Origin of the sequence: Microbacterium sp. S1037 (genome assembly GCF_048381605.1) — a bacterium.
GTDB classification, from domain to species: Bacteria; Actinomycetota; Actinomycetes; order Actinomycetales; family Microbacteriaceae; genus Microbacterium; species Microbacterium testaceum_B.
The window spans coordinates 317,932-342,435 of the sequence record NZ_JBLWIG010000002.1; the positions used below are offsets into that span (position 1 = coordinate 317,932).

At 70.7% G+C, this 24,504-nt stretch carries 21 protein-coding genes; 12 read left to right on the forward strand and 9 right to left on the reverse strand.

The genetic code is table 11. The features are described 5' to 3' along the window. Nucleotides 1-5 precede the first annotated feature (5 nt). Nucleotides 6-242, reverse strand: a complete 237-nt coding sequence (locus ACMW4R_RS12200; RefSeq protein ID WP_058612963.1) for a hypothetical protein — start codon at nt 240-242, stop codon at nt 6-8. Between the two features lie 135 nt (nt 243-377). Beyond that, nucleotides 378-1,583, reverse strand: coding sequence for an aminotransferase class I/II-fold pyridoxal phosphate-dependent enzyme (locus ACMW4R_RS12205; protein ID WP_058612964.1), 1,206 nt, complete (start codon nt 1,581-1,583; stop codon nt 378-380). 172 nt (nt 1,584-1,755) lie between these two features. Between ACMW4R_RS12205 and ACMW4R_RS12210 the strand changes: the two genes are divergently transcribed. The 3 genes from ACMW4R_RS12210 to ACMW4R_RS12220 are packed head-to-tail and all read left to right on the forward strand — an operon-like array spanning nt 1,756 to nt 6,111. Beyond that, nucleotides 1,756-3,369: a trypsin-like peptidase domain-containing protein gene (locus ACMW4R_RS12210; RefSeq protein ID WP_418300038.1), complete on the forward strand. Its 1,614-nt coding sequence runs from the start codon at nt 1,756-1,758 to the stop codon at nt 3,367-3,369. 40 nt (nt 3,370-3,409) lie between these two features. Further along, entirely contained in the window at nt 3,410-4,672 is a 1,263-nt protein-coding gene (locus tag ACMW4R_RS12215) for a CDP-glycerol glycerophosphotransferase family protein (protein WP_418300039.1), read from the forward strand. Next, nucleotides 4,669-6,111 (forward strand): CDP-glycerol glycerophosphotransferase family protein, encoded by a 1,443-nt coding sequence (locus ACMW4R_RS12220; protein ID WP_418300040.1) that lies wholly within the window; start codon nt 4,669-4,671, stop codon nt 6,109-6,111. The genes ACMW4R_RS12215 and ACMW4R_RS12220 overlap by 4 nt, the downstream gene beginning before the upstream one ends. Here ACMW4R_RS12220 and ACMW4R_RS12225 read toward each other — a convergent pair. After that, nucleotides 6,108-7,202 (reverse strand): glycosyltransferase family 2 protein, encoded by a 1,095-nt coding sequence (locus ACMW4R_RS12225; RefSeq protein ID WP_418300041.1) that lies wholly within the window; start codon nt 7,200-7,202, stop codon nt 6,108-6,110. The genes ACMW4R_RS12220 and ACMW4R_RS12225 overlap by 4 nt on opposite strands. A 43-nt stretch (nt 7,203-7,245) precedes the next feature. On the opposite strand from ACMW4R_RS12225, the gene ACMW4R_RS12230 reads away from it, so the two are divergent. Further along, nucleotides 7,246-8,493, forward strand: a complete 1,248-nt coding sequence (locus tag ACMW4R_RS12230) for a hypothetical protein (protein WP_418300042.1) — start codon at nt 7,246-7,248, stop codon at nt 8,491-8,493. 114 nt (nt 8,494-8,607) lie between these two features. Here ACMW4R_RS12230 and ACMW4R_RS12235 read toward each other — a convergent pair whose 3' ends face one another. From ACMW4R_RS12235 to ACMW4R_RS12245, 3 genes are all read right to left on the reverse strand, one after another. Continuing rightward, entirely contained in the window at nt 8,608-9,945 is a 1,338-nt protein-coding gene (locus ACMW4R_RS12235) for a maltokinase N-terminal cap-like domain-containing protein (RefSeq protein ID WP_418300043.1), read from the reverse strand. A 71-nt stretch (nt 9,946-10,016) separates the two neighbouring features. Next, on the reverse strand, nt 10,017-10,970 hold the full coding sequence (locus ACMW4R_RS12240) for a hypothetical protein (RefSeq protein ID WP_058612970.1): 954 nt from the start codon (nt 10,968-10,970) through the stop codon (nt 10,017-10,019). 48 nt (nt 10,971-11,018) lie between these two features. After that, a complete protein-coding gene (locus tag ACMW4R_RS12245) occupies nt 11,019-11,711 on the reverse strand; it encodes an NTP transferase domain-containing protein (RefSeq protein WP_418300044.1) in 693 nt (230 codons plus the stop codon). A 438-nt stretch (nt 11,712-12,149) separates the two neighbouring features. Between ACMW4R_RS12245 and ACMW4R_RS12250 the strand changes: the two genes are divergently transcribed. The 3 genes from ACMW4R_RS12250 to ACMW4R_RS12260 are packed head-to-tail and all read left to right on the forward strand — an operon-like array spanning nt 12,150 to nt 15,685. Then, nucleotides 12,150-13,820 (forward strand): ATP-binding cassette domain-containing protein, encoded by a 1,671-nt coding sequence (locus ACMW4R_RS12250; RefSeq protein ID WP_418300045.1) that lies wholly within the window; start codon nt 12,150-12,152, stop codon nt 13,818-13,820. 8 nt (nt 13,821-13,828) lie between these two features. Beyond that, entirely contained in the window at nt 13,829-15,358 is a 1,530-nt protein-coding gene (locus ACMW4R_RS12255) for a hypothetical protein (RefSeq protein ID WP_418300046.1), read from the forward strand. A 60-nt stretch (nt 15,359-15,418) separates the two neighbouring features. Next, entirely contained in the window at nt 15,419-15,685 is a 267-nt protein-coding gene (locus ACMW4R_RS12260; RefSeq protein ID WP_043363140.1) for a DUF3039 domain-containing protein, read from the forward strand. Nucleotides 15,686-15,713: 28 nt separating this feature from the next. On the opposite strand, the gene ACMW4R_RS12265 is transcribed toward ACMW4R_RS12260, so the two are convergent. After that, nucleotides 15,714-17,048, reverse strand: coding sequence for a nicotinate phosphoribosyltransferase (locus ACMW4R_RS12265; RefSeq protein ID WP_058612974.1), 1,335 nt, complete (start codon nt 17,046-17,048; stop codon nt 15,714-15,716). A gap of 190 nt (nt 17,049-17,238) precedes the next feature. On the opposite strand from ACMW4R_RS12265, the gene murI reads away from it, so the two are divergent. The 5 genes from murI (at nt 17,239) to ACMW4R_RS12290 (ending at nt 21,253) form a co-directional block, all read left to right on the forward strand. Continuing rightward, entirely contained in the window at nt 17,239-18,057 is an 819-nt protein-coding gene (murI, locus tag ACMW4R_RS12270; RefSeq protein WP_058626335.1) for a glutamate racemase, read from the forward strand. Nucleotides 18,058-18,093: 36 nt separating this feature from the next. Beyond that, a complete protein-coding gene (rph, locus tag ACMW4R_RS12275) occupies nt 18,094-18,819 on the forward strand; it encodes a ribonuclease PH (protein ID WP_058595233.1) in 726 nt (241 codons plus the stop codon). Between the two features lies 1 nt (nt 18,820). Continuing rightward, the gene (rdgB, locus tag ACMW4R_RS12280) at nt 18,821-19,417 is read left to right on the forward strand and encodes an RdgB/HAM1 family non-canonical purine NTP pyrophosphatase (RefSeq protein ID WP_058595234.1); all 597 of its coding nucleotides are present in this window, start codon (nt 18,821-18,823) and stop codon (nt 19,415-19,417) included. Between the two features lie 17 nt (nt 19,418-19,434). After that, nucleotides 19,435-20,253 carry a glycosyltransferase gene (locus ACMW4R_RS12285; protein WP_418300047.1) on the forward strand — a complete coding sequence of 273 codons (819 nt, stop codon included), beginning with the start codon at nt 19,435-19,437 and terminating at the stop codon, nt 20,251-20,253. 82 nt (nt 20,254-20,335) lie between these two features. Beyond that, nucleotides 20,336-21,253 (forward strand): cation diffusion facilitator family transporter, encoded by a 918-nt coding sequence (locus ACMW4R_RS12290; RefSeq protein WP_418300048.1) that lies wholly within the window; start codon nt 20,336-20,338, stop codon nt 21,251-21,253. 43 nt (nt 21,254-21,296) lie between these two features. Here the strand turns inward: ACMW4R_RS12290 and ACMW4R_RS12295 are convergent, their stop codons facing one another. Both ACMW4R_RS12295 and ACMW4R_RS12300 read right to left on the reverse strand, forming a co-directional pair. Beyond that, a complete protein-coding gene (locus ACMW4R_RS12295; RefSeq protein ID WP_418300049.1) occupies nt 21,297-21,860 on the reverse strand; it encodes a hypothetical protein in 564 nt (187 codons plus the stop codon). Between the two features lie 53 nt (nt 21,861-21,913). Then, nucleotides 21,914-24,334 (reverse strand): ATP-dependent DNA ligase, encoded by a 2,421-nt coding sequence (locus tag ACMW4R_RS12300; RefSeq protein WP_418300050.1) that lies wholly within the window; start codon nt 24,332-24,334, stop codon nt 21,914-21,916. Nucleotides 24,335-24,504: the final 170 nt, after the last annotated feature.

Here is a 24,504-nt window from a genome sequence, read left to right on the forward strand (position 1 = left end):
CCTGGTCAGGGGAGTTCGCTCGACGGCTGGATGCGCTGCACGTACCGGATCAGCGAGATGGGCCGGGCGGATCGCCACCCCGACCGGGTGAGTGCCATCGTGTACCCCTCCGCGCGCAGCTGCATCGCCGTCTCGGGTGTGAGCAGCGTCCGTCCCGGCACCTTCGTCCACCGCAGCGCTGTCCCGTAGACATGCGTGATGCGGGGCGGGCGCGATTCGAGCGGGTGTCGCGGGCGTGGCATGAAACTCCCCGGTGGCTGGGCGACGGGAGTCGCGGGCGCGATCGCCGGCTTGCGATCACTCGAACAATACCATGCATACATGGTATTTCGCCGGTGTAATGACGAGTTCTCCGCCGCGTGTCACGCGTCGGCCGGTCAGGCTCCCGACAGGCTCGCCAGGCGTTCCGCTGCGTCGCTCAGCACCTCGACGCGTTTGCATGCGGCGAAGCGCACGAGGGTCGCATAGCGATCCCGCCGAGCGGGGGAGACGAACGCGGTCAGAGGAATGCCGACCACCCCGGCGCGGGCGGGCAGCTCCCGACAGAACGTTGCTGCGTCCGTCGCGCCGAGCGGAGCGGCATCCACGACCGTGAAGTACGAGCCCCCCGGAGACGACACGTCGAAACCGGCTGCGCGGAGCCCGGTGCCCAGCACCTTCGCCTTTGCGGCCATCGTCGCGGCCACGGAGGCGAAGAACGCGTCGGGCAGTCGCAGGCCGGCTGCGATCGCCGGTTGGAACGGCGAGCCGCCGACGTAGGTGAGGAACTGCTTGACGGCCAGCACCGCGGTGACCAGTTCGGCGGGACCCGTCACCCACCCGGTCTTCCATCCGGTGAGCGAGAACGTCTTGCCGGCCGAGGAGATCGAGAGCGTCCGCTCCGCGGCGCCGGGCAGCGTCGCGATCGGAACGTGCGGTCCGTCGAACACGAGGTGCTCGTACACCTCGTCGGTCACGATGATCGCGTCGTGGAGGTGGGCGAGGCGCACGACCTCGTCGAGCACCTCGCGAGAGAACACCGTGCCCGTCGGGTTGTGGGGGTCGTTGACGAGGATCACCCGCGTCCGGTCGCTGACGGCGGATGCCAGGTCGTCGAGGTCGGGCTGGAAGTCGGGCCAGCGCAGCGGGACGCCGACGAGTCGGGCGCCCGCGAGCGCGACGCTCGCGGCGTACGAGTCGTAGTACGGCTCGAACACCACGACCTCGTCGTCGGGCCCGTCGATGAGGGCGAGCAGCGTCGCCGCGAGCGCCTCGGTCGCCCCGACCGTCACCAGCACCTCGCGCGCGGGATCCAGCTCGAGACCGTAGAAGCGCTTCTGGTGCTCGGTGATCGCGGTCAGCAGCTCGGGGAAACCGCGCCCCGGGGCGTACTGGTTGACCCCGTCGGCGATGGCGCGCCGCGCGGCCTCGAGGACGACCTCGGGGCCGTCCTCGTCCGGGAATCCCTGGCCGAGGTTGATCGCGCCGGTCGAGGTCGCCAGGGCGGTCATCTCGGCGAAGATCGTGGGGACGGCTCGGCCGTCGGCGGCGAGGAGACCGGCTCCTCGGGCGGTGCGCTGCCAGGCGCCGGGGATGGTGTTCATCGGGGAAGTGCCTTCGAAGGGATGCGTGGGCCGGAGGGCCGATAGGTTCTCACCGTAGGCCATCGGCCATGCGGGGCGTTGGTGTGAGACCCATAGAGGCGGCTCACCCGCGTCATAGGCAGCGCACAGCATTCGGGGTCATCGTTGAAGCGCCTGGAAGAAGGAGCATCACATGAGCGACAACACGGACAACCGTCCCGAGGGTAACGACATCAGCTCGAACACCGACGCGACCGCGCAGAACGCCGTGCCCGCGTCGCCGAACACCGACCACACCGCGACCGGGAACGCGAGCGACGCCGCCGCCACCCCCGGCGCCGTTCCGCCCGTGCCGACGCGTTCGCCCGCCGCCGCCGCGGCCGCGTGGCCGCCGCCGGCGCACAACCCCGCCGCGGGGACGCACGCGTCCGGTTCCACCCACGACGGAGCCACCCGCCCGCAGGCCTACGCCGCCGCGCCGTCGGGCGCGACCGGCCCCACCGGCCACGCGTTCGGTCCGGCCGCGGGCGGTCACGACCCGCACGGACAGCACCCCACGCTGAACCTCGGCGGGACGCCGACGGCCACGCAGCCGCGCAAGAAGAGCTCGGCACCCAAGGTCGCCGCTCTCCTCGTCGCCGCAGCCCTGGTCGGCGGCGGTGCGGGCCTCGGTGGCACGTACGCCGGTCTGTCGCTGTGGGGCGGGTCGAACTCGGCTGCCGTCGCGGGTCCGACGGCCGTCACGGTCAACAACCCCGAAGACGTCAACAACACCACCGCTGTCGCGGCCAAGGTTGTGCCGAGCGTCGTGACGATCCAAGCGATGGAGGGCCAGACCGGCGACACCGGCTCGGGCGTGATCCTGAGCAAGGACGGCTACATCCTCACCAACAACCACGTCGTCACGATCGGGGGCAAGTCCGCCAACCCGACCGTGTCGGTCACCACCTCCGACGGACGCGTCTTCTCCGCGAAGATCGTCGGCACCGATCCGACCTACGACCTCGCGGTGATCAAGGTCGACAACGCCTCGAACCTCACCCCGATCGAGTGGGCGGACTCGTCGCAGCTCAACGTCGGTGACAACGTCTCGGCGGTCGGCGCTCCGCTCGACCTGCCCAACACCGTCACCACGGGAATCGTCAGCGCGCTGAACCGTTCGATCCTCGTCGCCTCGTCGGCCGCCCCGAAGGACGGCACCGAGTCGGAGGACGGTTCGGGCTCGGGCGGCAACCAGAACCCGTTCTACTTCGACTTCGGCGATGGACAGCAGAGCCAGCAGCAGGCGACCGACTCCATCAAGATCGCCGTCATCCAGACGGATGCCGCGATCAACCCCGGCAACTCCGGTGGCGCGCTCGTCGACGACGAAGGCAAGCTGATCGGCATCAACGTCGCCATCGCCAATGCCGGTGGATCGTCGTCCGGCGGTCAGTCGGGCAACATCGGCGTGGGCTTCGCGATCCCGTCGGACATCGCCAAGCGCATCTCGCAGGACATCATCGACAACGGCGCCGCCACGCACGGTCTGCTCGGCGCCAACGTCCAGGATGCCGGCAGCATGCAGGGCGCGACCACCACGGGCGCGTACGTCGCGGTCGCGGTCGACGGCGGTGCCGCCCAGGCCGCAGGCCTGCAGAAGGGCGACATCGTGACCAAGTTCAACGGCGTCCCGATCACCAACTCCGCCGACCTGACCGCACAGGTGCGGGCGCTCGCCGCCGGGACCAAGGCCGAGATCACCTACGTCCGCAACGGGCAGGAGAAGACCGCCGAGGTCACCCTCGGGCAGATGCCCACCAACTGACGCCCCGGCGTCGGACGCCACCCCGCGATAGGCTCGCGGGGTGGCGTCTTTCTCGTTCGGGGCGGGAAACGCGCGAAAGCTCCGTCGGATCCCGCTCTACGTCGCGGGTCGCCTCCTCACCGCTCTGGTCCCGCGATCGCGCGAGCTCTGGGTGTTCGGCTGCGCGGTCGGCGTGACCGACGGCGCTCTCGCCCTGTGGCGATTCGCCGCCGCCCGCGGGGCACGGACGCTCTGGCTCGTCGCCGACGCGACTCAGGAGCGCGATGCCGAACGTCTCGGCATCCCGTCGGCGAGGAAAGACTCCGTCCGGGGCCTGTGGGCCACCGCGCGAGCCCGCGTGATCGTGGTGACCCACGGTTTCGGCGACGTCCAGCGCTACGCGGTGACCGGGGCGTTGATCGTCCAGCTCTGGCACGGCATCCCGCTCAAGCGCATCGGCCTCGACTCTTCCGAGACCACGCGTGCCGGGTCCACCGTGGCGCGTCGTGTACTGGCGGTCCTCTACCGGCGTACGACCCGCCAGATCTCGCTGCTCCCCGCGGCGTCCCACCTCGTGCGCGGGCGGCTCGAGACCGCCTTCGGCCTTCCCGACGCGCGCCTTCCCGTCACGGGCGAACCTCGCGTCGACGTCCTCTCTCGAGGCTCCGCCGAAGAGCGTCGCCACGCCGCCCGCGCCGCTCTCGACGAGGCGTGCGGCCGTCCGCTCGGCGGCACGCGGGTCATCCTGTACGCACCCACGTGGCGCGACGGCGAGCCCGACCCCGCGGTGCCCGACGCGGGGGAGTGGGATGCCATCACCGCCGCTCTCGACCGTCTCGACGCCATGCTGCTCATCCGTTCGCACCCGCTCGGCGCCGGCGACTACACGCCGCCTGTGCCGCACGATCGGGTCGGGACGCTCGGGAGCGACTGGGTGGCGGACATCACGCCGCTGCTCCCCGGGATGGACCTCCTCGTCACCGACTACTCGTCGCTGGCGTTCGACGCCGCGCTCGTTCCGCTGCCGGTGCTGTTCTTCGCGCCCGACCTCGAGGAGTACACCGCGCGCCGCGGACTCTACGGGACCTACACGGAGGTCGCCGGCACCGACCCCGCACGCACCTGGACGGACGTGCTCGCGTGGGTGGGTGGCATCCTGAACGATCCGACCGAGGCGCTCGCAGCCTCCCGCCGTCGCAGCGAGACCGTCCACGCGCACCGGGACGGGCGGAACACCGAGCGCGTGTACCGCGAGATCCGCCGTTGCCTCGAGCGGGCGAAACCGACCGACGCCCGCTGGGGCGCGAGAAGGGCGCCGCGATGACCGACGCACGTTTCCTCGACGACGGGGGTGTTCCCGTGTTCGAGATCAGCGGGACGGGAGGCCGCCCGGCATCCGTCACGCTCATCGGACGACGCGCCCGCGTCTCCGCGAGGCTGTACGGACGGGGGCGCACGTGGCGCGCCGAGGTGCCCTTGCGCGCAGCGCGGTGGGGCGGACCCGAGCTGCCGCTGCCCACGGGGGAGTACCGGCTCTCGATCGAGGCGGGAGAGGCGACGGATGCCGCGCCCCCGCGTGAGGCGATCGCCCTCACGGTCCTCCCGGGCCTGCGCGCCGCGTGGACGGGGGCGATCCTGCGCGTGGGCCCGCCGGCCGATACCGCTGGAGCACAGGCCGCCCTCGAGAGGCGATACGCCCGGCAGCGCGAACCACTCGAGAACGCGGTCTTCTTCGAGAGCTTCTACGGACGCAACGCGAGCTGCAACCCGCTCGCGATCGATCGGGAGCTCGCGCGCGTCGCTCCCGGGGTGACGCGGTATTGGAGTGTGGTCGACCTCTCGGTGGAGGTCCCGCCGGGGGCGGTCGCGGTCGTCGAGGGGACCCCGGAGTGGTGGCGCGCCCGCGGCGTCGCGCGACTTCTCGTCGTCAACGACTGGCTGCGGCGACGCTTCGTCCGCCGCCGCGGGCAGGTGGTGCTGCAGACCTGGCACGGCACGCCCCTCAAGCGCTTGGCGCTGCACCGGCCGGGCTTCGATCCACGGCGCGCGGCGGCCGTGGTGCGCGAGGCGCGGCGGTGGAACGTCCTGCTCGCGCAGAGTCCCTACGCGGCGCGCGTCCTCACGAAGGCCTATGCCTTCTTGCGCCGGCCGGTGTGGATCGAGGGGTATCCGCGGAACGATGTCCTCCGCATGGACGACGGAGCTCGAACCCGTCGCGCCCTCGGCATCGGCGCGGACGAGCGGGTGCTCCTGTACGCGCCGACGTGGCGCGACGACCGGGAGGCCATCGTCGATTTCGTGGACCCGACCGCTCTGGCCCGGGCGACCGACTCCGTCGTTCTCGTGCGGGGGCATTCCCGCACGCTGCTCCCCGGGGAGGACGCTCGAGGCCCGCGCGTGATCGACGTCACCGGATATCCGGACACGGCACGACTCCTCGCCGTCGCCGACGCGCTCATCACCGACTACTCGTCGGTCATGTTCGACTTCAGCATCACGGGCAAGCCGATGTACTTCCTCGTGCCGGACCTCGAGCACTATCGCGGAGCGCAGCGCGGCTTCTACTTCGACCTGCTGGACGCGGCTCCCGGCCCCGTCGTCCGGACGCAGGAGGAGCTCGCGCGAGCGATCGACGAGGTCGATCCGTCGATCTTCGCCGAGCGTTACGCCCGGTGGCAGCGGATCTTCAACGCCCGCGACGACGGCCGCGCGAGCGAGCGCGTGGTGGCGCGCATCCTCGATCAGGGGTTCGTCGACCGCTAGGGCAGCGGCGTGTTGCGCCCGTCGAGCCGAGAGGTGTCGACGGTGTCGCGAGCGCCCCGCGCGATTCCCCACAGGAAGCCCGCACCCCAGGAGAGGTGCATCGACGGCAGGACCGTTGCCGTCCACGCGCGGTCGCGCCAGCCGCGACCACCCCCGCGTCCGAGCGCGGCTACGGCGACCAGCACCGCGTACGCCGCGACGGGGAGGTGGAGGACGGATGCCACGGCCGAGCGGCGGCGACGCGTACGAGGAGCCGTCTGCCACACGCCCGCGGCGGTCGAGAGCACGACGGCGACGACCAGTGCAGGAGGGGCGAAGAACCGCAGTGAGTTGCGCCGACCGTAGCGTCGGACCAGCTCCCCGCGCCATGCTCCGGTCGCACGGAACTGCCGCACCAGGCGTGTCCAGCTCTCGCGGGGCCAGTAGACGACCGAGAGGGCGGGGTCGAACCACACCCGATATCCGGCGCGGCGCAGGCGGAGGTTGAGCTCCCAGTCCTCCCCGCGGCGGATCGACGGATCGAACCCTCCCACCTCGTCGAGCGCGGCGCGACGCATGACACCGAGGTACGCCGATTCGGCCGGCCCCTCGACGGCACCGCCGTGATACGCGCCGCCGCCCAGCCCGGCTCGCGAGTTGTAGGCGCGCGCGACCGCCCGCTGGAAGGGGGACCGACCGTCCGCCCGCATCACACCCCCGACGTTCGCCGCGCGCGTGCGGGCGAGGGTCGCGAGGGCACGGCGGGTGTAACCGGGAGAGAGTTCGGAGTGGGCATCGACGCGCACCACGGTCGGGTAGCGACTGGCCGCGAGGGCGAGGTTGAGGCCCACCGGGATGTCGGCATCCGGGTTGTCGACGAGCACGATGCGAGGGTCGCCGTCCGCCAGGTCGCGGGCGATCGAGGTGGTGTCGTCGGTCGACGGGCCGAGGGCGAGGACGATCTCCACGGGTCCGGGAACGTCCTGCGCGAGGGCGGATGCGACGGCGTGCCGCAGGTACCGCTCCTCGTTGAGGACGGGCATGATGAAGCTCACGCCGGCGTCGTCGGGGGGAACGGGCGCGTCTCTACCGCCGGGGGTCGGGAGGGGCATCCCTCGATCCTTTCACGGTGCACCTGGCCGGTACCCTGGAACGATGCCCCTCGTCCGCGACGCCCGTCTCGCCGTCCGCCTGCTGCGCAAGGCGGTCGCGACCCGGGGTGCCCGACGCGACCTGCACCGCGCGCTCGCCGCGCGGGGTCCTCTCCCCGAGAAGGCCTTCCGCATCGCGGTGTACTTCGCCGACGGGGCCGTCAACATGTACCAGATGCGCCAGTGGTACGCGCCGCTGCGAGAATTGGCGCGCACCTGGCCGGTCGTCGTGATCAGCCGGACGATCCGCGGTTCGGACGCGTTGCTGAAAGACGGAGAGCTCCCGGTCGCCTTCGCGCCGACCGTGCGCGACGTCGAACGGGTGCTCGACGAGCAGGACATCCGCCTCGTGTTCTACGTCAATCAGAACACCCGGAACTTCCAGATGTTCCGGTACGGGCGACGCTGGCACGTGTTCATCAACCACGGCGAGTCCGACAAGATGTACATGACGACGAACCAGTTCAAGGCGTACGACTACGCTTTCGTCGCCGGAGATGCCGCCCGCGCCCGCCTCTCACGCGCCCTGTGGGACTACGACCTCGACCACCGGACGTTCTCGATCGGACGCCCCCAGGCCGACCACGCGATCGGAGAGGCGCCGTTCGCGGACGATGAGCGCACCGTCGTGCTGTACGCCCCGACGTGGGAGGGCGACCGCCCGTCGGCCCACTACGGCTCGGTCCGCACGCACGGCGAGGCATTGGTCGCCGCCCTGCTCGCCACGGGTCGCCACCGCGTCGTCTACCGCCCGCACCCGCGCTCGGGGGTCGTCGATCCCGAATACCGCGCCGCGAACGCGCGCATCATCGCGGCCCTGGCCGCCGCGAACCGAGCCGATCCGTCGGCGCAGCACGTTCACGACACCTCGCCCGCGATCGGGTGGCAGCTGCGGTCGGCCGACCTCGCCGTGCTCGACATCTCCGCGATGGTCTATGACCGACTCGCCTTCGCCGCCCCGTTGCTCATCACGCGGCCGAGCGATCCCGAGGCCGAGGTCGACGAGTCGGGCTACCTCTCGGCGTGCGAGTGGTTGGATGCCGATTCCTCCGGCGACATCGTCGCAGAGACGGATCGCGTGCTCCGTGACCCCGAGGCTGTCGCTCGCCTGCGGCACTGGGTGCAGCACTACTTCGGCGACACCGCGCCGGGCGCGTCCACGGCGCGCTTCCACGCCGCTGTCGCTGAGCTCATGCGCCGCTGGGACACGTGGCACGCGCGCGAGGGTGACCGCGCGTCGCGGCATTCATAAACGCCATCCGCGCACAGAAACACGTGGAGAGCGCGTTCACGTGAGCAAGCAGCGTTTATGGGCCCGGCCCGGCGCACGCGCCCGACAGGCGCCGCCCGCCGCCGCCCCCTGCGGCTAGCCGGCGTAGGTGAGGCGCCCGATCGCCGCGAGGGGGATGCCGAGCCAATCCGGACGATTCCGCGTCTCGTAGATCGCCTCGTAGACGGCCTTGTCGAGCTCGAACGCGGCGAGGAGATCGCCACCGCCGGCTATCTCGCCGCCGGCCGCGGCCGCGTAGCCCTCGAGGAACGACTGCTGTGCCGCGATGACCCACGCGCGGACGGCAGCGCCGTCGTCGTCGGCGATCGCTCCCGAGACGTAGTCGAACGAGCGCAGCATTCCCGCGACGTCACGCACAGCGAGATCGGGGAGGATCCGTTCCGCCATGGGACGCAACGGTTCGCCCTCGAAGTCGAGCAGCACCCACCCGTTGCTCGGCGTGTGCAGCACCTGCCCCAGGTGCAGATCGCCGTGGACGCGCTGAAGCGCGGGCCACGGCGTCGCCGCCGCGCGGGCGTAGACCGTACGGATGCGATCCACCAGCGGCGCGAGCGCGGGAACCTCGCTCACCGCGATCGCGAGTCGGCGCTCCCACGCGCCGGTCACGGCGGCACGGTCAGCGGCATCGGGCTCGCGCGTGGGGAAGGCGGCGGCGAGGGCGACGTGCATTCCGGCCACGGCCTCGCCCAGGGCGCGCGCCGGCTCGCGAAAGTCCTCGTCGGCGCCCGCAGCGTTCAGCGCGACCCGCCACGCGTCCTCGACTCCGTCGAAGAACTGCTGCGCGAAGGCGAGGGACCCCGTTTCCGTCTCGCCCGTCGAGGCCGTCCACGTTCCCCGCAGCTCGCCGATCGCCGCCGGGACGAACGTCGCTCCACCGGCGGCCAGGGCGGAGGGGAGCTCCACATCGGGATTACGCCCGCCGTTGACCTGGCGGAAGAGTTTGCAGATGACCGGGAGGCCGTCCCCGTCGGGGCGGAAGATGATCGACGTGTTGGACTGCTCACCGCTCAACACCCGCGCCGTCGCCCGCGAGGCGGGTGTGCCGAGGTGCGGAGACCACAGCGCGAGGGCTTCCAGACCGGCCTCGGTCGACACGTCGATGCCGCCGACCGTGACAGCTCGATAGAGCAGATCGGTGAACGCCTCGTCGGTCGTGGCATCCGCCCACACGCCGCCGTCGCTCTCGGCACCGATCAGGCTCCCGGGCGGGACGGTGCCGACGGGCCGCTTCACGACCGGTACCTGGTACACGATCGCGGGAACGGCGGCGTCATCGCGCACGAGGAGAAGCCGCATGTCCTGTTCGACGAGCGGCCAGGACGCGACGAGGGAGAGCCGGGGGTCGCGGCCCTTCGTTCCGTACCAGCGCTGCCGCGGCATCCAGACCGCGAGGAGATCGAGGAGGTCGCCCATGCGGCGAGAGTAGCCCGCCGACGTGATCGTCGCGCGGGTCTTGCGTCCCGGGTCGGCGAGATGAGAAGGGCTCAGGATGCCGCGTTCTCGGGCGAGGAGGCGCCGGTGCTCGATTCCACGCCCTCGGCGTCTCTCTTCCGTCGCGGGAGCGCCTTGCGCGCGATCGCGCCCGTCCGGCGGCCGGCGCCGCTGACGGCACCCGCGAGGACGTCGCCGACGCGCGCCACCCCGTTCGCGGCGGTCCTCTCGAGCCGCTCGGCGCCAGGCCGTGGCTCGAGGTCGGCCGGGAGTGTCGGCGGCGGGGGACCGAACGCCCGCCGCGCGTTCACGAGGACGCGTCGTCCGAGGATGTGGTTGCCGGCGCCGCCGACGACGGCTCCGATGCCGAACGGGAGGGCCTTGCCGAGCCACGACGCCCCTCCGCGCGCTGCGAACTGGCGGGCGAACGTGGTCTTCAGCCGATCGACCAGGGGGCCGACCGCAGCGCGGGGGAGCGTCTTGGTGACGAGATCGCCCCAGTACGTCGATCGACTCGCGCCTCGGCCCGCGGCCTGCGCGGCCAACTGGGCCACCAGGTCGGTGCCTTCTTTGCCCAGCATCAGCGTCAGTACGAGGGCTCGTGCACGATCCGGGTCATCGACCGCGACACCGTGCACTTCGGCGACCGACTGGGCGTACAGCGCCGTCGCCTCGAGGAAGCCGATGGTCTCGACTCCGCTGAGAGCGAGGGTGATCCCGGTCGTCACCCCGGGCACGACGGCGGTCGCGCCGACAGCCGCGCCGCCGGTGGTCACGGCTGCGAGGTAGCGACGTTCGAGGATTCCGAGGATCTCCTGCGTGTCGGCATCCCGATGCCGGAGTCGGATGCTGCGCAGGTGCGCGAGAACGACGGGACGCTGCACCGCGAGGGCACGGTCGAGCAGGCGAATCGCCGCGGGATGTTCTTCGGAACCCACGGGCGGGAGCCCGCCCTTCCACGGAGCGTCCTCGGGGAGGGAGTGGATGCGATGCACCTTCTCAGCCATGACGTCATCTTCTCCCGAGACCGACGGCGGTCGCGGTGACTTGACGGATCAGACGAAGAGGTTCGCGCGCTCGAGGTCTTCGGCGAAGTCGACCTCGACCGCGTAGAGGTCGGAGATGTCGAGCGGCTCGACCCGCAGACCGTCGTGAACGATGCCGAGCTCGATGCCGCGCTCGAAGTAGTCCTGGTCATTCACGCGCTGCAACTGGCGCATGAGCGCCTTCTTGTCGCGAGACGACACGTAGTTGATGCCGACGGCTTCACCGACGCCGCCGACGACGGTCTTCGAAAGGTTCTTCACGAAGCCCTCGGCGTCGACGGTGTACTTCACCTCTTCGTCGCCCACGCTCGCGGTGTCGACCGTGACGAACGAGCGATCTGCCTCGATCAGCTCGCGCGCGCGACCCAGCACCCGCGGGTCGAAGACGACGTCGCCGTTCATCCACAGCACGCCGGAGCGCCCCGTCTTGGCGAGCGCACGGAGGAGGCTCTTCGAGGTGTTCGTCTGGTCGTAGCGGTCGTTGTAGACGTAGTCGACGTCGGGGAAGGCGTCGACGATCGTCTCGGCGCGATAGCCGACCACCGTGGTGATGCGAGCGTGGTGGCCGAACGCAGCACGGATGTTGTCGTGCTGCTGCTGCATGATGCTGCGGCCGTCCGCGAGCGGGGTGAGGGGCTTCGGCAGGCTGCGGCCGAGGCGCGAGCCCATGCCCGCGGCGAGAATCACGATCTGAACAGTCAAGGCTGGCTCCTGGGGGGATGAGTCGTCATGTCCGGTTCACCGGAATGTCACGCCTTCGTGCGCTGACGATGCTAGCGAAGGGCCCGCCGGGGGTGGCATGATTCGCCCCACTCGTTGTGGTTTCGTGATCGGCTACACCATCTTGCGTCCCGCTGCCTCGCGTACAGCGGTGTCGGAGGGGCTTGCTAGTTTGGAGTGATGACAGCGTCGCTGCCGCAGCCCCAAGACTCGTCCGCCCCTCGCTCGGACGGCGACGCGGTGAGCGCCGATTCCACGCCCGACACGCCCCCGACGCCGAAGCCGCGTGCGCCGCGCGCGCCTCGCACGGCCACCCCGAGGGCGCCGCGGACGTCGACCGCTCGCACGCCGCGCAAGCCCGCGTCGACGGCCGACACGCCGGAGGCGAGCGAAACCGGTAGTTCGTCCGTTGCTCCGCGCGTGACGAAGAAGCCGGCGGCGAAGAAGCCCGCCACGCCGCGTAAGCCCGCGGCACCTCGTAAGCCCGCGGCTCCGCACAAGACCGCAGCATCTCGGCCGGCTCCGTCGACGGCGGCGGCTGCCGCCGAGACCACATCGACTCCCGCCCTGCCCGACGACATCGTCATTCCTCCGCGCCCGCCGCTTCCGGTCCCGGCTCCCCGCGTCGAGGATGCGCGCTCCGCTGACGACTCAGCGTCCACGAGCGATGCCGGTGAAGAGTCGCCGTCAGCCGGGGCTGCGGTCGAACCTGTGACGCCGACGGACGTCGCACCCGACGAGCAGACCCCTGCGGATGCTGTGGCGGAAGACTCGGCGCCCGCTGACGCCGCACCCGACGATGAGGCTCCTACCGAGCAGGCTCCGACGGATGCGGTGGCGGATCCGGTTGCCGCTGACACCGCGGCCGAAGACCCGACTCCCGCCGACGTCGCGATCGAAGAGCCCGTCGTCGCCGACGACCGGGCCGTCAACGCTGACGCAGAGCCGCTCGTCGACGAGTCGGCGGACGATGCCGCGCCGACCGTCGAGGCTCTCGTCGCCGACCCGGTCGACATCTCGGTCGACACCCCCGTCGAAGATCCCACCCCCGCAGATGTCGCCGTCGAGGAGCCCGCACTCGTCGACGAGGGCGACGGTGACCCCGATGCCGGCGCGGCGGCCGTGTCGCACCCCGTCGAGGGGCCTTCGCCGGGGCCTGACGATGCGCTCGACGAGCTGCTCACGACCGAGACCGACGAGCCTGCTTCCGGCGATCGTGTCGATGAGTCCGTGGACGCGGACGAAGAGCCGACCGCCGCGACGTCCACGGGCGCCGCAATCGGCGCCGCGGCGCTCGACGGCGCCCCCTCATCGACGGACGCCGACGAGGCCATCCCGGCTCTCGCTCTCCGCAACGTGACCAAGACCTTCGGTGAACTCCGCGCCGTCGACGGTATCGACCTGACGATCCCCGCGGGATCGTTCTACGGCCTCGTGGGTCCGAACGGTGCCGGCAAGACGACCACGCTGTCGATCATCGCGGGGCTCCTGCGGGCCGACGCGGGAACGGTCTCGATCAACGGCGTCGACGCCGCGAAGAACTCGCGCGCGGCGAAGAAGATGATCGGCGTGCTGCCGGACCGCCTCCGCACGTTCGATCGGCTCACCGGGCGTCAGCTTCTGTCTTACTACGGGGCCCTGCGCGGTCTACCGGCCGCTCTCGTCGAGAGTCGATCGGCCGACCTCGCGCGTGCCTTCGATCTGGTCGATGCCCTCGCGCGCCCCGTGTCCGATTACTCGGCCGGCATGACGAAGAAGGTCATGCTCGCCGGTGCGATGATCCACTCGCCCCGACTCCTGGTGCTCGACGAGCCGTTCGAAGCGGTCGACCCGGTCTCGAGTGCGGTGATCCTCGACATCCTCGGCGCCTACGTCGGCCACGGCGGAACGGTCATCCTCTCCAGCCACGGAATGGAACTGGTGGAGCGCGTGTGCTCGCGCGTCGCGGTCATCGTGTCGGGGCAGGTCCTCGCCGAGGGCACGGTCGACGAGGTGCGCGGCGAGGCAAGCCTCGAACAGCGTTTCCTCGAGCTCGCGGGCGGTCTCGGCGACGTGGAGGGCCTGGAGTGGTTGCACACGTTCTCCGGCTGAGGCTGGCCATGATGCTCGGTGCCCTGAGGGGCGACCGAGACGACGTCCTCCGCCGAGTAGTGGGCCTCGTGGTGCTCGTCGCGGGCACCGTTTTCGCGGCCGTCAACGCAAGCGGGCTGGGTGAGGTCGATCGCCTCACCGCCGGCGTGGTCACGGTCCTCGCGGGTTCCGCGATCACGCTCGGGTTCGCGGTCGCACCGCCGGTCACGGCATCCGTCGATCCCCTCGATCCACGTCGGTTCGCCGTCGTCGGACCGGAGCCTCGACCCCTCGCCGGTGCGTTGCTGCTCGCCGGCTTCCTGAGCGTCCCGGTTTTCGCGGTGCTGGTGCTCGCCATCAGCGTCGCGATCGCGTGGAGCGAGCAGGGCGTGGGGGCTCTCGCGAGCGTCGTGTCGATCGTGCTCGGGCTCACGACGTGCGTGCTGCTCGCGCGCGTCAGCATGGCGCTCGGCGCCCTGGTGAAGCGTCCCCGGCAGTCGCGCGAGCTGGCGGGTGTCTACCTCGTCGCCGTGCTCGTGGTGGTCGTGCCCGTCGCGGTCTTCCTCGGCTCCCTCGAGTGGCGAGGGACCGTCCCTTCTCAGCTGGTGTCCGCCGCCGAGGCCCTGGCCTGGACGCCCGTGGGGGCGGCATGGGGGATCGCTCTCGCGCCGACGCCGGGTGCCGCCGTCGGGAGTGCTGTCGTGGCTGTCGCCACGGTCGCCGCTCTCACGGCCGTGTGGTTCATCCTCGTCCGCATCCTGCTCACGACCACACCGCGGCCGGTGGCCGTGCGCGAACGGGGCGGCCTCGGCTGGTTCGCTCTGCTCCCCGGTACCCCGGGGGGTGCCGTCGCCGCGCGCAGCCTGTCGTACTGGCTGCGGGATCGCCGATACCTCGTCAACATCGTGGTCGTGCCGATCGCGGCCGTGCTGTCCATGGTCCCTCTCGTCGTGGCGGGTGTTCCCCTCGAGATGGCGGCGCTCCTGCCGGTGCCGATCATGGCGCTGTTCTTCGGATGGCTGCCCCACAACGACCTCGCGTACGACTCGACCGCCCTGTGGATGCACATCGCCAGCGGCGTCCGTGGTCTGTCCGACCGGATCGGGCGACTGGTGCCCGTGCTCCTCATCGGGCTCCCCATCCTCGCGGTCTCCATCCCGTTGGCGATCGTCGCTCACGGGCGATGGGCGTTCCTCCCCGCCCTGATCGGCGTCTGCGCTGCGCTGTTCCTGTCGGGTCTGGGCCTGTCGAGCATCTCCTCGGTCGTCGCGCCCTACGCCGTGTCCCGACCCGGTGACAGCCCTTTCCAGCAGCCTCAACGCACCGGTTCCGGCGGGGTGATCGCGCAGGCGCTCGTCATGCTCGGCTCGCTCCTCGCCGCGTCGCCGGCGATCTGGCTCGCCGGGCGGGCGGTGGCATCCGACACGGAAGACGCTGTCGGTGCGCTCTGGGCCGGCCTGACGGCCGGAGTGATCGTCCTGGTGGTCGGCGTCGCGGTCGGCGCGTTCCTGTTCGAGCGCCGCGGAACGCGTCTGATGGAGTTCGCCGAAGCCACCTGATCGATCGTCGTCGGGCGGGATCGGTCCGCACGGTGCGCTCCGCGGCTACACTGGCAGACCATGAGCACGCCTCTCGACAGTCCTGACAGCGGGGGCCTTGCGACCCTGGATCGTGAGCTCGAGGAGCTCATCCGCGAAGAGAACATCGAGCCGGGTGACCATGAGCGCTTCTCGCACTACGTCAAGAAAGACAAGATCCTCGAGTCCGCTCTCACCGGAAAGCCGGTGCGTGCGCTGTGCGGCAAGAAGTGGACTCCGGGTCGCGACCCCGAGAAGTTCCCGGTGTGCCCGCAGTGCAAAGAGATCTACGAGTCGCTGACCAAGTAGCGGCTGAGCGGCCCGCCCACCCGGGGCTTCAGCCCCGAGGCGTGGCCTCCCGGTACTCCGTCGCCAGGGCGGGGTCGGCCTTGCTGAGCGCAAGCGCTCGCACGGGGAGCTCCTCGCGCACGCGCGCGTGGTGAGCCCGTGCGGCCTCGACGCCGGCGGGGCCGAGGGCTGCGGCATCCGCTTGTCCGTCCACCATGAGCGCGACCTGCAGTGCTCGCGCGTCGGGGTGCTCGGCGGCGGTGGCGAGTTCTTCGAAGCCGTCGCTGACGATGATGAGCTCCGACGTGGCCGTGCCCTGATCGAGCGTCCGGAAAGCGGCTTTACGGCCCCCGTGCGACGCCTTCTGCGTCGACGCCTTCGCGACGGCGACCCACGATCCGTCGGCTGCTTCGCGGGCGACGAGCTTGAAGACGAGGCCCGCCGTCGGAACCCCCGAGCCGGTGGCCACCGAGGTGCCGACGCCGTACGAGTCGACGGGGGAGGCCGCGAGGGCCGCGAGGGCGTATTCGTCCAGGTCGCTCGTGACGGTGATCCGTGTTCGGGTGGCGCCGAGCTCGTCGAGGAGGGCGCGCACCTCGCCCGCGACGATGGGGAGGTCGCCCGAATCGATGCGGACGCCGCCGAGCTCCGTTCCCGCCACGCGGACCGCGGTGCGGACCCCCTCCGCGATGTCGTAGGTGTCGATTAGCAGGGTCGTGTCGGTGCCGAGCGCCTCGATCTGGGAGCGGAACGCGTCTTCCTCGCTGTCGTGGAGAAGCGTCCAGGCGTGCGCCGCGGTCCCCATGGTCGGCACGCCCCAGCGCCGGCCGGCTTCGAGATTGCTCGTCGCCGAGAAGCCCGCGATGTAGGCGGCGCGGGCCGCGGCGACCGCGGCCTCCTCGCTCGCACGCCGCGAGCCCATCTCGGCCAGGGGACGGTCACCGGCGGCCACGCTCATGCGCGCCGCGGCCGTCGCGACGGCCGAGTCGTAGTTCAGGATGCTGAGGGCCAGGGTCTCGAGAACCACAGCATCGGCGAACGTGCCCTCGATCGTCAGCAGCGGCGACCCCGGGAAGTAGACCTCGCCCTCGCGGTACCCGGTCACCGACCCGGTGAAGCGGTAGTCGGCGAGGTGGTCGATGGTCGTGGCATCCACGATCCGGTTGTCGCGCAGGTACCGGAGCTCGTCGTCGCCGAAGCGGAAGTCCTGAATGGCGTCGAGGAGTCTGCCGGTGCCGGCGACGACACCGAAGCGGCGGCCGCCAGACAGTCGACGCCCGAACACCTCGAACACGCAGCGCCTCGTCGCCGTGCCGTCGCGGAGGGCCGCGTCGAGCATCGTGAGTTCGTAGCGGTCGGTGTGCAGGGCGGTGCTACGCGTCATGGCGTCAGCCTATTGCCGTCGCAGGTTCGTGCCGGCGCGCCGCGGCGCCGTGCGAAACTCCTGAGTTCTCGATCGATTCGTGCAGCAGAACGTGGACGTCGCCGCATCGAACCCCCGTTCTCAGGAGTTTCGCCCACGGGGCGGCCGGGCACCGCGGCCGCGCGACGACCGACGGGTAGGCTGAGTCGCGATGAATGACGCGCCGATCGGGATCTTCGACTCGGGGGTCGGCGGTCTCACCGTCGCCCGGGCCGTGTCGGCACAGCTGCCGCGCGAGTCGATCCTCTACATCGGCGACACCGCGCGCTCGCCCTACGGCCCGAAGCCCATCGCCGATGTCCGCAAGTACGCGCTCGAGGTGCTCGACACCCTCGTCGAGCAGGGCGTGAAGATGCTCGTCATCGCGTGCAACACCGCGTCGGCCGCGATGCTCCGCGATGCGCGTGAGCGGTACGACGTGCCGGTCGTCGAGGTCATCGGGCCCGCCGTGCGTACCGCGATGTCGACCACGCGCAACGGGCGCATCGGGGTGATCGGCACCGTCGGCACGATCGGTTCGCGCGCGTACCAGGACATGCTCGAGGTCAACGAGCGCCTGACCGTCTTCGCCGAGGCGTGCCCGCGTTTCGTCGAGTTCGTCGAGGCGGGGGTCACCGACTCGCCCGAGGTCCTCGCCACGGCCGAGCAGTACCTCGCTCCTCTCCGTCACGCCGGTGTCGACACGCTCGTCCTCGGCTGCACCCACTACCCGTTCCTCGAGGGAGCCATCAGCTACGTGATGGGACCCGAGGTCAGCCTCGTCTCGAGCGACAGCGAGACCGCGAAGGACGTCTACCGTCAGCTCGTGTCGCGCGACCTGCTCGCGAGTCCGGATGCCGTCCCCACCTCCCGCTACGAGGCCACCGGCTCCTCGGCCGACGACTTCGTGCGACTGGCCCACCGCCTCATGGGCCGTGAGGTGCGCGACGTGCAGCTCGTGCAGACCGGCGCCATCGACCTGCCGCGCTGAGGCGTGGCATCCACTCCCCGTTCCTCAGGAGGACCCATGACCCGCAAAGACGGCCGTACGACCGACCAGCTCCGCCCCGTGACGATCGAGCGCGGCTGGTCCGCGCACGCCGAGGGCTCGGCGCTCATCACGTTCGGCGGCACGAAGGTGCTGTGCACCGCCTCGTTCACCAACGGCGTGCCGCGCTGGCTGACCGGCAAGGGCAAGGGGTGGGTCACGGCCGAGTACGCGATGCTGCCGCGCGCGACGAACAGCCGCAATGACCGCGAGAGCATCAAGGGCAAGGTCGGCGGCCGCACGCACGAGATCTCGCGTCTGATCGGCCGTGCCCTCCGCGCGGTCGTCGACACCAAGGCCCTCGGCGAGAACACGATCGTCATCGACTGCGACGTGCTGCAGGCCGACGGCGGGACGCGCACCGCGGCGATCACGGGCGCGTACGTCGCCCTCGCGGATGCCATCGCCTGGGGCCGCGAGAAGAAGTTCATCGCGCAGCGTTCCGAGGTCCTCATCGACTCGGTGTCGGCCGTGTCGGTCGGGATCATCGACGGCGAGCCGATGCTCGATCTCGCCTACGTCGAGGACGTGCGCGCCGAGACCGACATGAACGTCGTCGTCACCGGCCGGGGGCTGTTCGTCGAGGTGCAGGGCACCGCCGAGGGTGCGCCGTTCGACAAGGCGGAGCTCGACCGTCTGCTCGAGTTGGGCGTGAACGGCTGCGCCGAGCTCCGCGGCATCCAGACCGCCGCTCTCGAGGGCTGAGATGCCGCGCGTCGTTCTGGCCACGCACAACGCGCACAAGGTCGAGGAGTTCCAGGCGATCGTCGCCGCGGTTCGTCCGGACCTCGAGGTCGTCGGCTACGACGGGCCCGAACCCGTCGAGGACGGGGTGACCTTCGCCGCGAACGCGCTCATCAAGGCGCGCGCGGCCGCGGCGCACACGGGATTGCCCGCGCTGGCCGACGATTCGGGCATCGCGGTCGACGTGCTCGGCGGGTCGCCCGGGGTGTTCTCGGCGTACTGGGCGGGACACAAGAAGGACTCGACCGCGAACCTCGAGCTGCTCCTCGACCAGCTCTCCGACGTCGCCGACCCGCACCGCACGGCGCAGTTCGTCTCGGTGATCGCGCTCGTCCGGCCTGACGGCCACGAGGACACGGTCGAGGGGCGCTGGCCCGGACGCCTGGCGATGGCGCCCGCCGGGCCGGGTGGATTCGGATACGACCCGATCTTCCTTCCCGACGGCCAGGCGCCGGGTGAGGAGCGGACCGTGGGGGAGTGGTCCGCGGATGAGAAGAACGCGGAATCCCACCGGGCGCGGGCGTTCCGTCACCTCGTGCCCCTCTTGGAGACACTCTGACCGTGTAGGAAGGAAGCGTGAAGCCGCTCCCGTCGGTGTCGATCATCGTGCCTGCCTTCAACGAGGAGGCGGTGATCGCGCAGTGCCTCGAAGCGATCGTCCGGCAGACGGTTCCCGCCACCGAGGTGCTCGTCGTCGACAACCGGTCGACGGATGGCACGCGGGTCGTGGTCGAGCGATTCATCGCGGAGCACCCGGGTTCCGGCATCCGTCTCCTGCGTCAGGACGAGCGGCAGGGTCTGGTGCCGACTCGGAACCTGGGGATGGATGCCGCGACCGGCGATGTCCTCGGACGTATCGACGCCGACACCGCGATCAAGCCCGACTGGGTCGCTCAGGTGTCGCGGGTGTTCGCGTCGGGCGAGGTCGACGCCGCCTCGGGTCCGGTCGAGTACTACGACCTGCCGCTCCGGGCTATCGGTCAGCAGATCGACGATGCGTTCCGTCGCCTCCAGGTACGTCTGGCGGGGGACTTCGTCTTCCTCTTCGGCAGCAACATGGCCGTGCGGGCAGACGCCTGGCACGACGTGCGAGAGCACCTCTGCGACGACGAAGAAGACATCATGCACGAAGACCTCGACATCGCCGTGCACCTCGCTCTCGCCGGCCGCCGCATCGGGTACTTCTCGAACATGGTGGCCGGCATCGGAGCGCGGCGTCTCGACGACCAGCCCCGCGATTTCCGCCGGTACATCGATCGTTTCGAGAACACGTACTCGGCTCACGGCATCCGTGATGTGCGCCTGCGCGCGCCGATGGCGATCTTCCTCGGGGTGTACCCCGCGTTGCACGCGCACCGGCGGATCCAGGCGCAGCTCGCGGGACTGCGGCGCTGAGCCGTCGAGAGCGACACCCGTTCTCATTCCCGACTACCGCGAAAACACGCGGGTGATCGCGCCTCCCACCTAGCCTGGAGCTATGCACGATCACGCTCCCGCCGGTGGCATCCGCGATGCCAGCAACCGGCGTCTGCTCGCCACCGCCCTGACGCTCACGGCGTCGGTGATGGTCGTGCAGATCGTCGGCGCGATCCTGTCGGGCTCCCTCGCGCTGCTCGCCGACGCCGCGCATATGTTCACTGACGCCGCGGCGCTGGTCGTCGCCCTCGTCGCGACGGCGATCGCCTCGCGCCCCGCGGACGACCGCCGGACCTTCGGGTATCAGCGCGCCGAGGTCCTCGGGGCGCTCGCGAACGGCGTGATCCTGATCGTCCTGTGCGCCTGGGTCGGTATCGAGGCCGTCCAGAGGCTCCTCGCCCCCGCCGAGGCCGAGGTCGAGGGCGGTTTGATGCTCGTCGTGGCCGCGGTCGGCATGGTTGCGAACGCGATCTCGATGTGGCTGCTCGGCCGAGCGCAGAAGCGGAGCATCAACGTCCGCGGCGCGTACCTCGAGGTCCTCGGCGACCTCGTGGGGTCCATCGCGGTGATCATCGCGGCGATCGTGATCGTCACGACCGGTTTCACACAGGCGGATGCCATCGCCTCGCTGCTGATCGCGGTCCTCATCGTCCCGCGGGCGATCGGCCTGCTGCGCGAGGTGGTCGTCGTGTTGACCGAGTCGGCGCCCGTCGACGTCCAGGTGGCGGAGATCCGTCAGCATCTGCGCGATACCGACGGCGTCGTGGACGTCCACGACGTCCACGTCTGGCAGCTCACGCGGGGCGCGCCGGTCTTCAGCGCCCACGTGATCGTCGAGGACGCGGCGCTGACCGACGGACGCGCGGCGCGCATCCTCGAGTCATTGCAGGGGTGTCTCGCCGACCACTTCGATGTGGAGCACTCGACCTTCCAGCTCGAGCCCGCCGGCCACGTCGAGCACGACTCGCGTCACGCGTAGCTCCGCCGGACCTCGCCGCCCCGCGCATCGCGGTTTCGGTGTGTCAGTACGGTCCCGGAGCGCGGTAGAGCGTGGCGTACTCGGCGTCGCAGGAGGTCAACACGAACCCCTTAGCCCACCCGTAGCCGAGGATCAGTTTGCCGTCCGGGTAGAGGCGCGTGATCTTCCGCTCCGTCTCGATGTGGACGAAACGGTCCGCGTCCATCCACCACCTCGCGTCGCCCGTGGTGACGGCAGCATCTCCCGACACGCACAGCCGTCCGGCCGCGTTCCGCTGGACGTCGTCTCCGACGGACACTGCAACGAGCTCCGCGCTGCCGTCCGTTCGAAGAGTGAGCGACGAGCCCTCGGCGGTATAGGTGACAGGGAGATGGACTTGATGCTCGAGCGTGGCGAGAGCATCCGCCGTCTTGACCGACGCATCGATTTGACCGAGAGCGAAGAAACCCACGACGACGATGACGGAGGTGGCCGCCCACGGCAGCCATCGGCGATGGCGACGACGACGGCGTGCCAGCAGAAAAGTCAGCAGCGACAGGACGACGATGACGCCGAAACCGGCGATCCAGATTCCGGTCAGCTGGAGGTCGAGATCGTCGATGAACACGCGACCAGGCTAGCCGTCACGACCCGCACAGCGTCGCCGGAACGACCGACCCTTCAGCCCTCCCGCACCACCTCGTCCGGGCTCTTGTCCGGCCGCAGCCCGCGCCAGCGGGCCTGGCGCAGGATGCCGTCCGGAGTGAACTCCGCGAACTCCACCTCGGCGACGAGTTGTGGTCGAACCCAGATCGCATCCCGGGCGTCGGCCGCAGGGACGCCCACGAACGGGTCGGTGTCGCTCCCGAGCGGTCCGAGGAGCTCGCTCAACCGTCCGAGGGTCTGCTCCGTGAAGCCCGATCCGACGCGACCCGCGTAGCGAAGCCCGTCCGCGCTCGGCACGCCCACGAGCAGCGAGCCGATCGTGCCGCGGCGATTGCCCTTGCCCGGACGCACTCCACCGATCACGACCTCCTGCGTGCGGGTGTGCTTGACCTTGAGCCACTGCTCCGATCGTTCGCCGCGACGGTACGTCGATCGCGGGTCTTTCACCACGACCCCCTCGAGGCCGAATCGGCCGCTCGTCGCGACAGCGGCATCCACATCGTCGAACACCGGCGGAACGACGATCGGAGGTCGGGCGTCTCGCGTGAGCGCCTCCAGGATGCCGCGGCGTTCGGCGAGCGGCAGGGCCGAGACGTCGCGCCGGTCCGCGGCGAGCACGTCGAACAAGTACAGCTGTACGGGGGTGCGGCGCGCCTCGCGCTCGATCTCGCGTGGTTGGGCGAGGTTCATCCGCTTCTGCAGCAGCGGGAAGCTCGGACGCCCCTGCGCGTCGAGGGCGACGATCTCGCCGTCGAGAATCGCGGGGTCGGATCCGAGGCAGAGGTCGACAGCGGTGAGGTCGGGGTACGTCGCGGTGAGGTCGTTGCCGTTGCGTGAGCGCAAGCGCAGGCGATGGCCGTCCCAGAGGCCGATCCCGCGGATGCCGTCCCACTTCATCTCCACCCACGCGCGGTCCCACCGCTCGGCGGCGGCGCGGGCGATTCCGGGTGTCGCGGACACCGCCAGCATGGGGCGGAGATCCGCCGCGGCCGGCAGGGACGGTTCCGAACGATCTGCGTCGCCCCCACCGTGGTCGAGGGGCACGACGGGCTCGCCCTCGCTCTGCGGCCGGCCCGCGGCATCCGTCTTCATGCGGTGGAGAAGCCACTGCGACTTCTCGCCGTGTCCCTCGGTGCGGATCAGCGCGAGGCGCACGCGGCCGAGGGGACCGTCGTCGCGGCCCTGCAGCGTGGCGATCACCTCGTCGTCACGCCACTTCTCGAGCTCGTAGGTACCCGTGTCCCAGACCGTCATGATGCCGGCCCCGTACTCGCCGCGGGGGATCTCGCCGGCGAAGTCGAGGTACTGCATCGGATGGTCCTCGGTCATCACCGCGAGGCTGTTCTTCGCCGTCGTCGGTGGAACGCCCTTGGGGACGGCCCAACTGACGAGCACGCCGTCGTGTTCGAGCCGCAGATCCCAGTGCAGGCGCGAGGCGTGGTGCTCCTGGATGACGAAGCGGGGGAGTCCCTCCGCCGCGGGCTCTGCGTGCGGGGCGTCCGGGACCGGTTCGGGGGTCCGGGCCGCCGTGCGCTTGGAGATGTACGAGCGCAGGGGTCCGGCGTCGCGTTCGACGGCTGCGAGCGGATCGCCCGTGCGTTCGAGAACCTCGGTGAAGAGCAGGTGTCGGAGCCCCGGATCGTCCAGTTCTTCCCACGTGCGCGGAGCGGCGACCGTCGGCTGCGCGCGTCCGCGGAGCGAGTAGGGCGCGATGGTCGTCTTCGACCCGTTGTTCTGGCTCCAGTCGATGAACACCTTCCCCGGACGTGCTGCCTTCGACATCTGGCTCACGACGAGGTCGGGGTGGTCGGCCTCGATCGCCCGCGCGAGCTCCTTCGCGATCGCGCTGGCCGCCTCACTCGTCGGTCGACCGTCGAGGTGGGCGTAGAGGTGGATCCCCTTGCTGCCGCTCGTGACCGGCAAAGGGTCGAGACCCATGTCGTTCAGGATCGCTCTCGCCCACCGGGCCACTTCGGCGCACTCGGCGAGACCGACGCCGGGACCGGGGTCGAGATCGAGCACCAGCCGGTCGGGATTCCGCCGTTCCCCCTCGGGCGAGAACCGCCATTGCGGCACGTGCAGCTCGAGACTCGCGACCTGCGCGAGATAGACGAGCGTGGGGAGGTCGTCGACGAGGGGGTAGTCCTTCGCGCCCGACGAGTGGTCGATGGGAAAGCGGCGCACCCACGCGGGAGCGCCGGGCTCGAGGGCTTTCGCGAAGAACGGTTCAGCCGGATCGGCCTCCGTGCCCACGCCGTCCGGCCAGCGTTTGCGGGTGACGGGCCGTCCGGCGACGTGGGGGAGCAGGCGCGGGGCGATGCGCGAGTAGTAGTCGATCACCTCGCCCTTGCTCGTCCCGGTCTCGGGGTAGAGCACCTTGTCGAGGTTCGACAGGCGTAGTCGGTGACCGCCGATGCGCACCGTCTGCTCCGTCATCGACCCAGCGTAGAGCGGGGAGGGGGCCGGATGCCGAGGGGGTTGCGGGCGAGGCGCGTACCGGGCTCCGGACCAGCAGGGGTGGACCCGGCGACGTGACGGTGGCGGGGGCGGAAACCGGGCTGACGCTCCGGAGCGCGGCACGTGCGTCAGGTCGGCGCCCTCCGCGG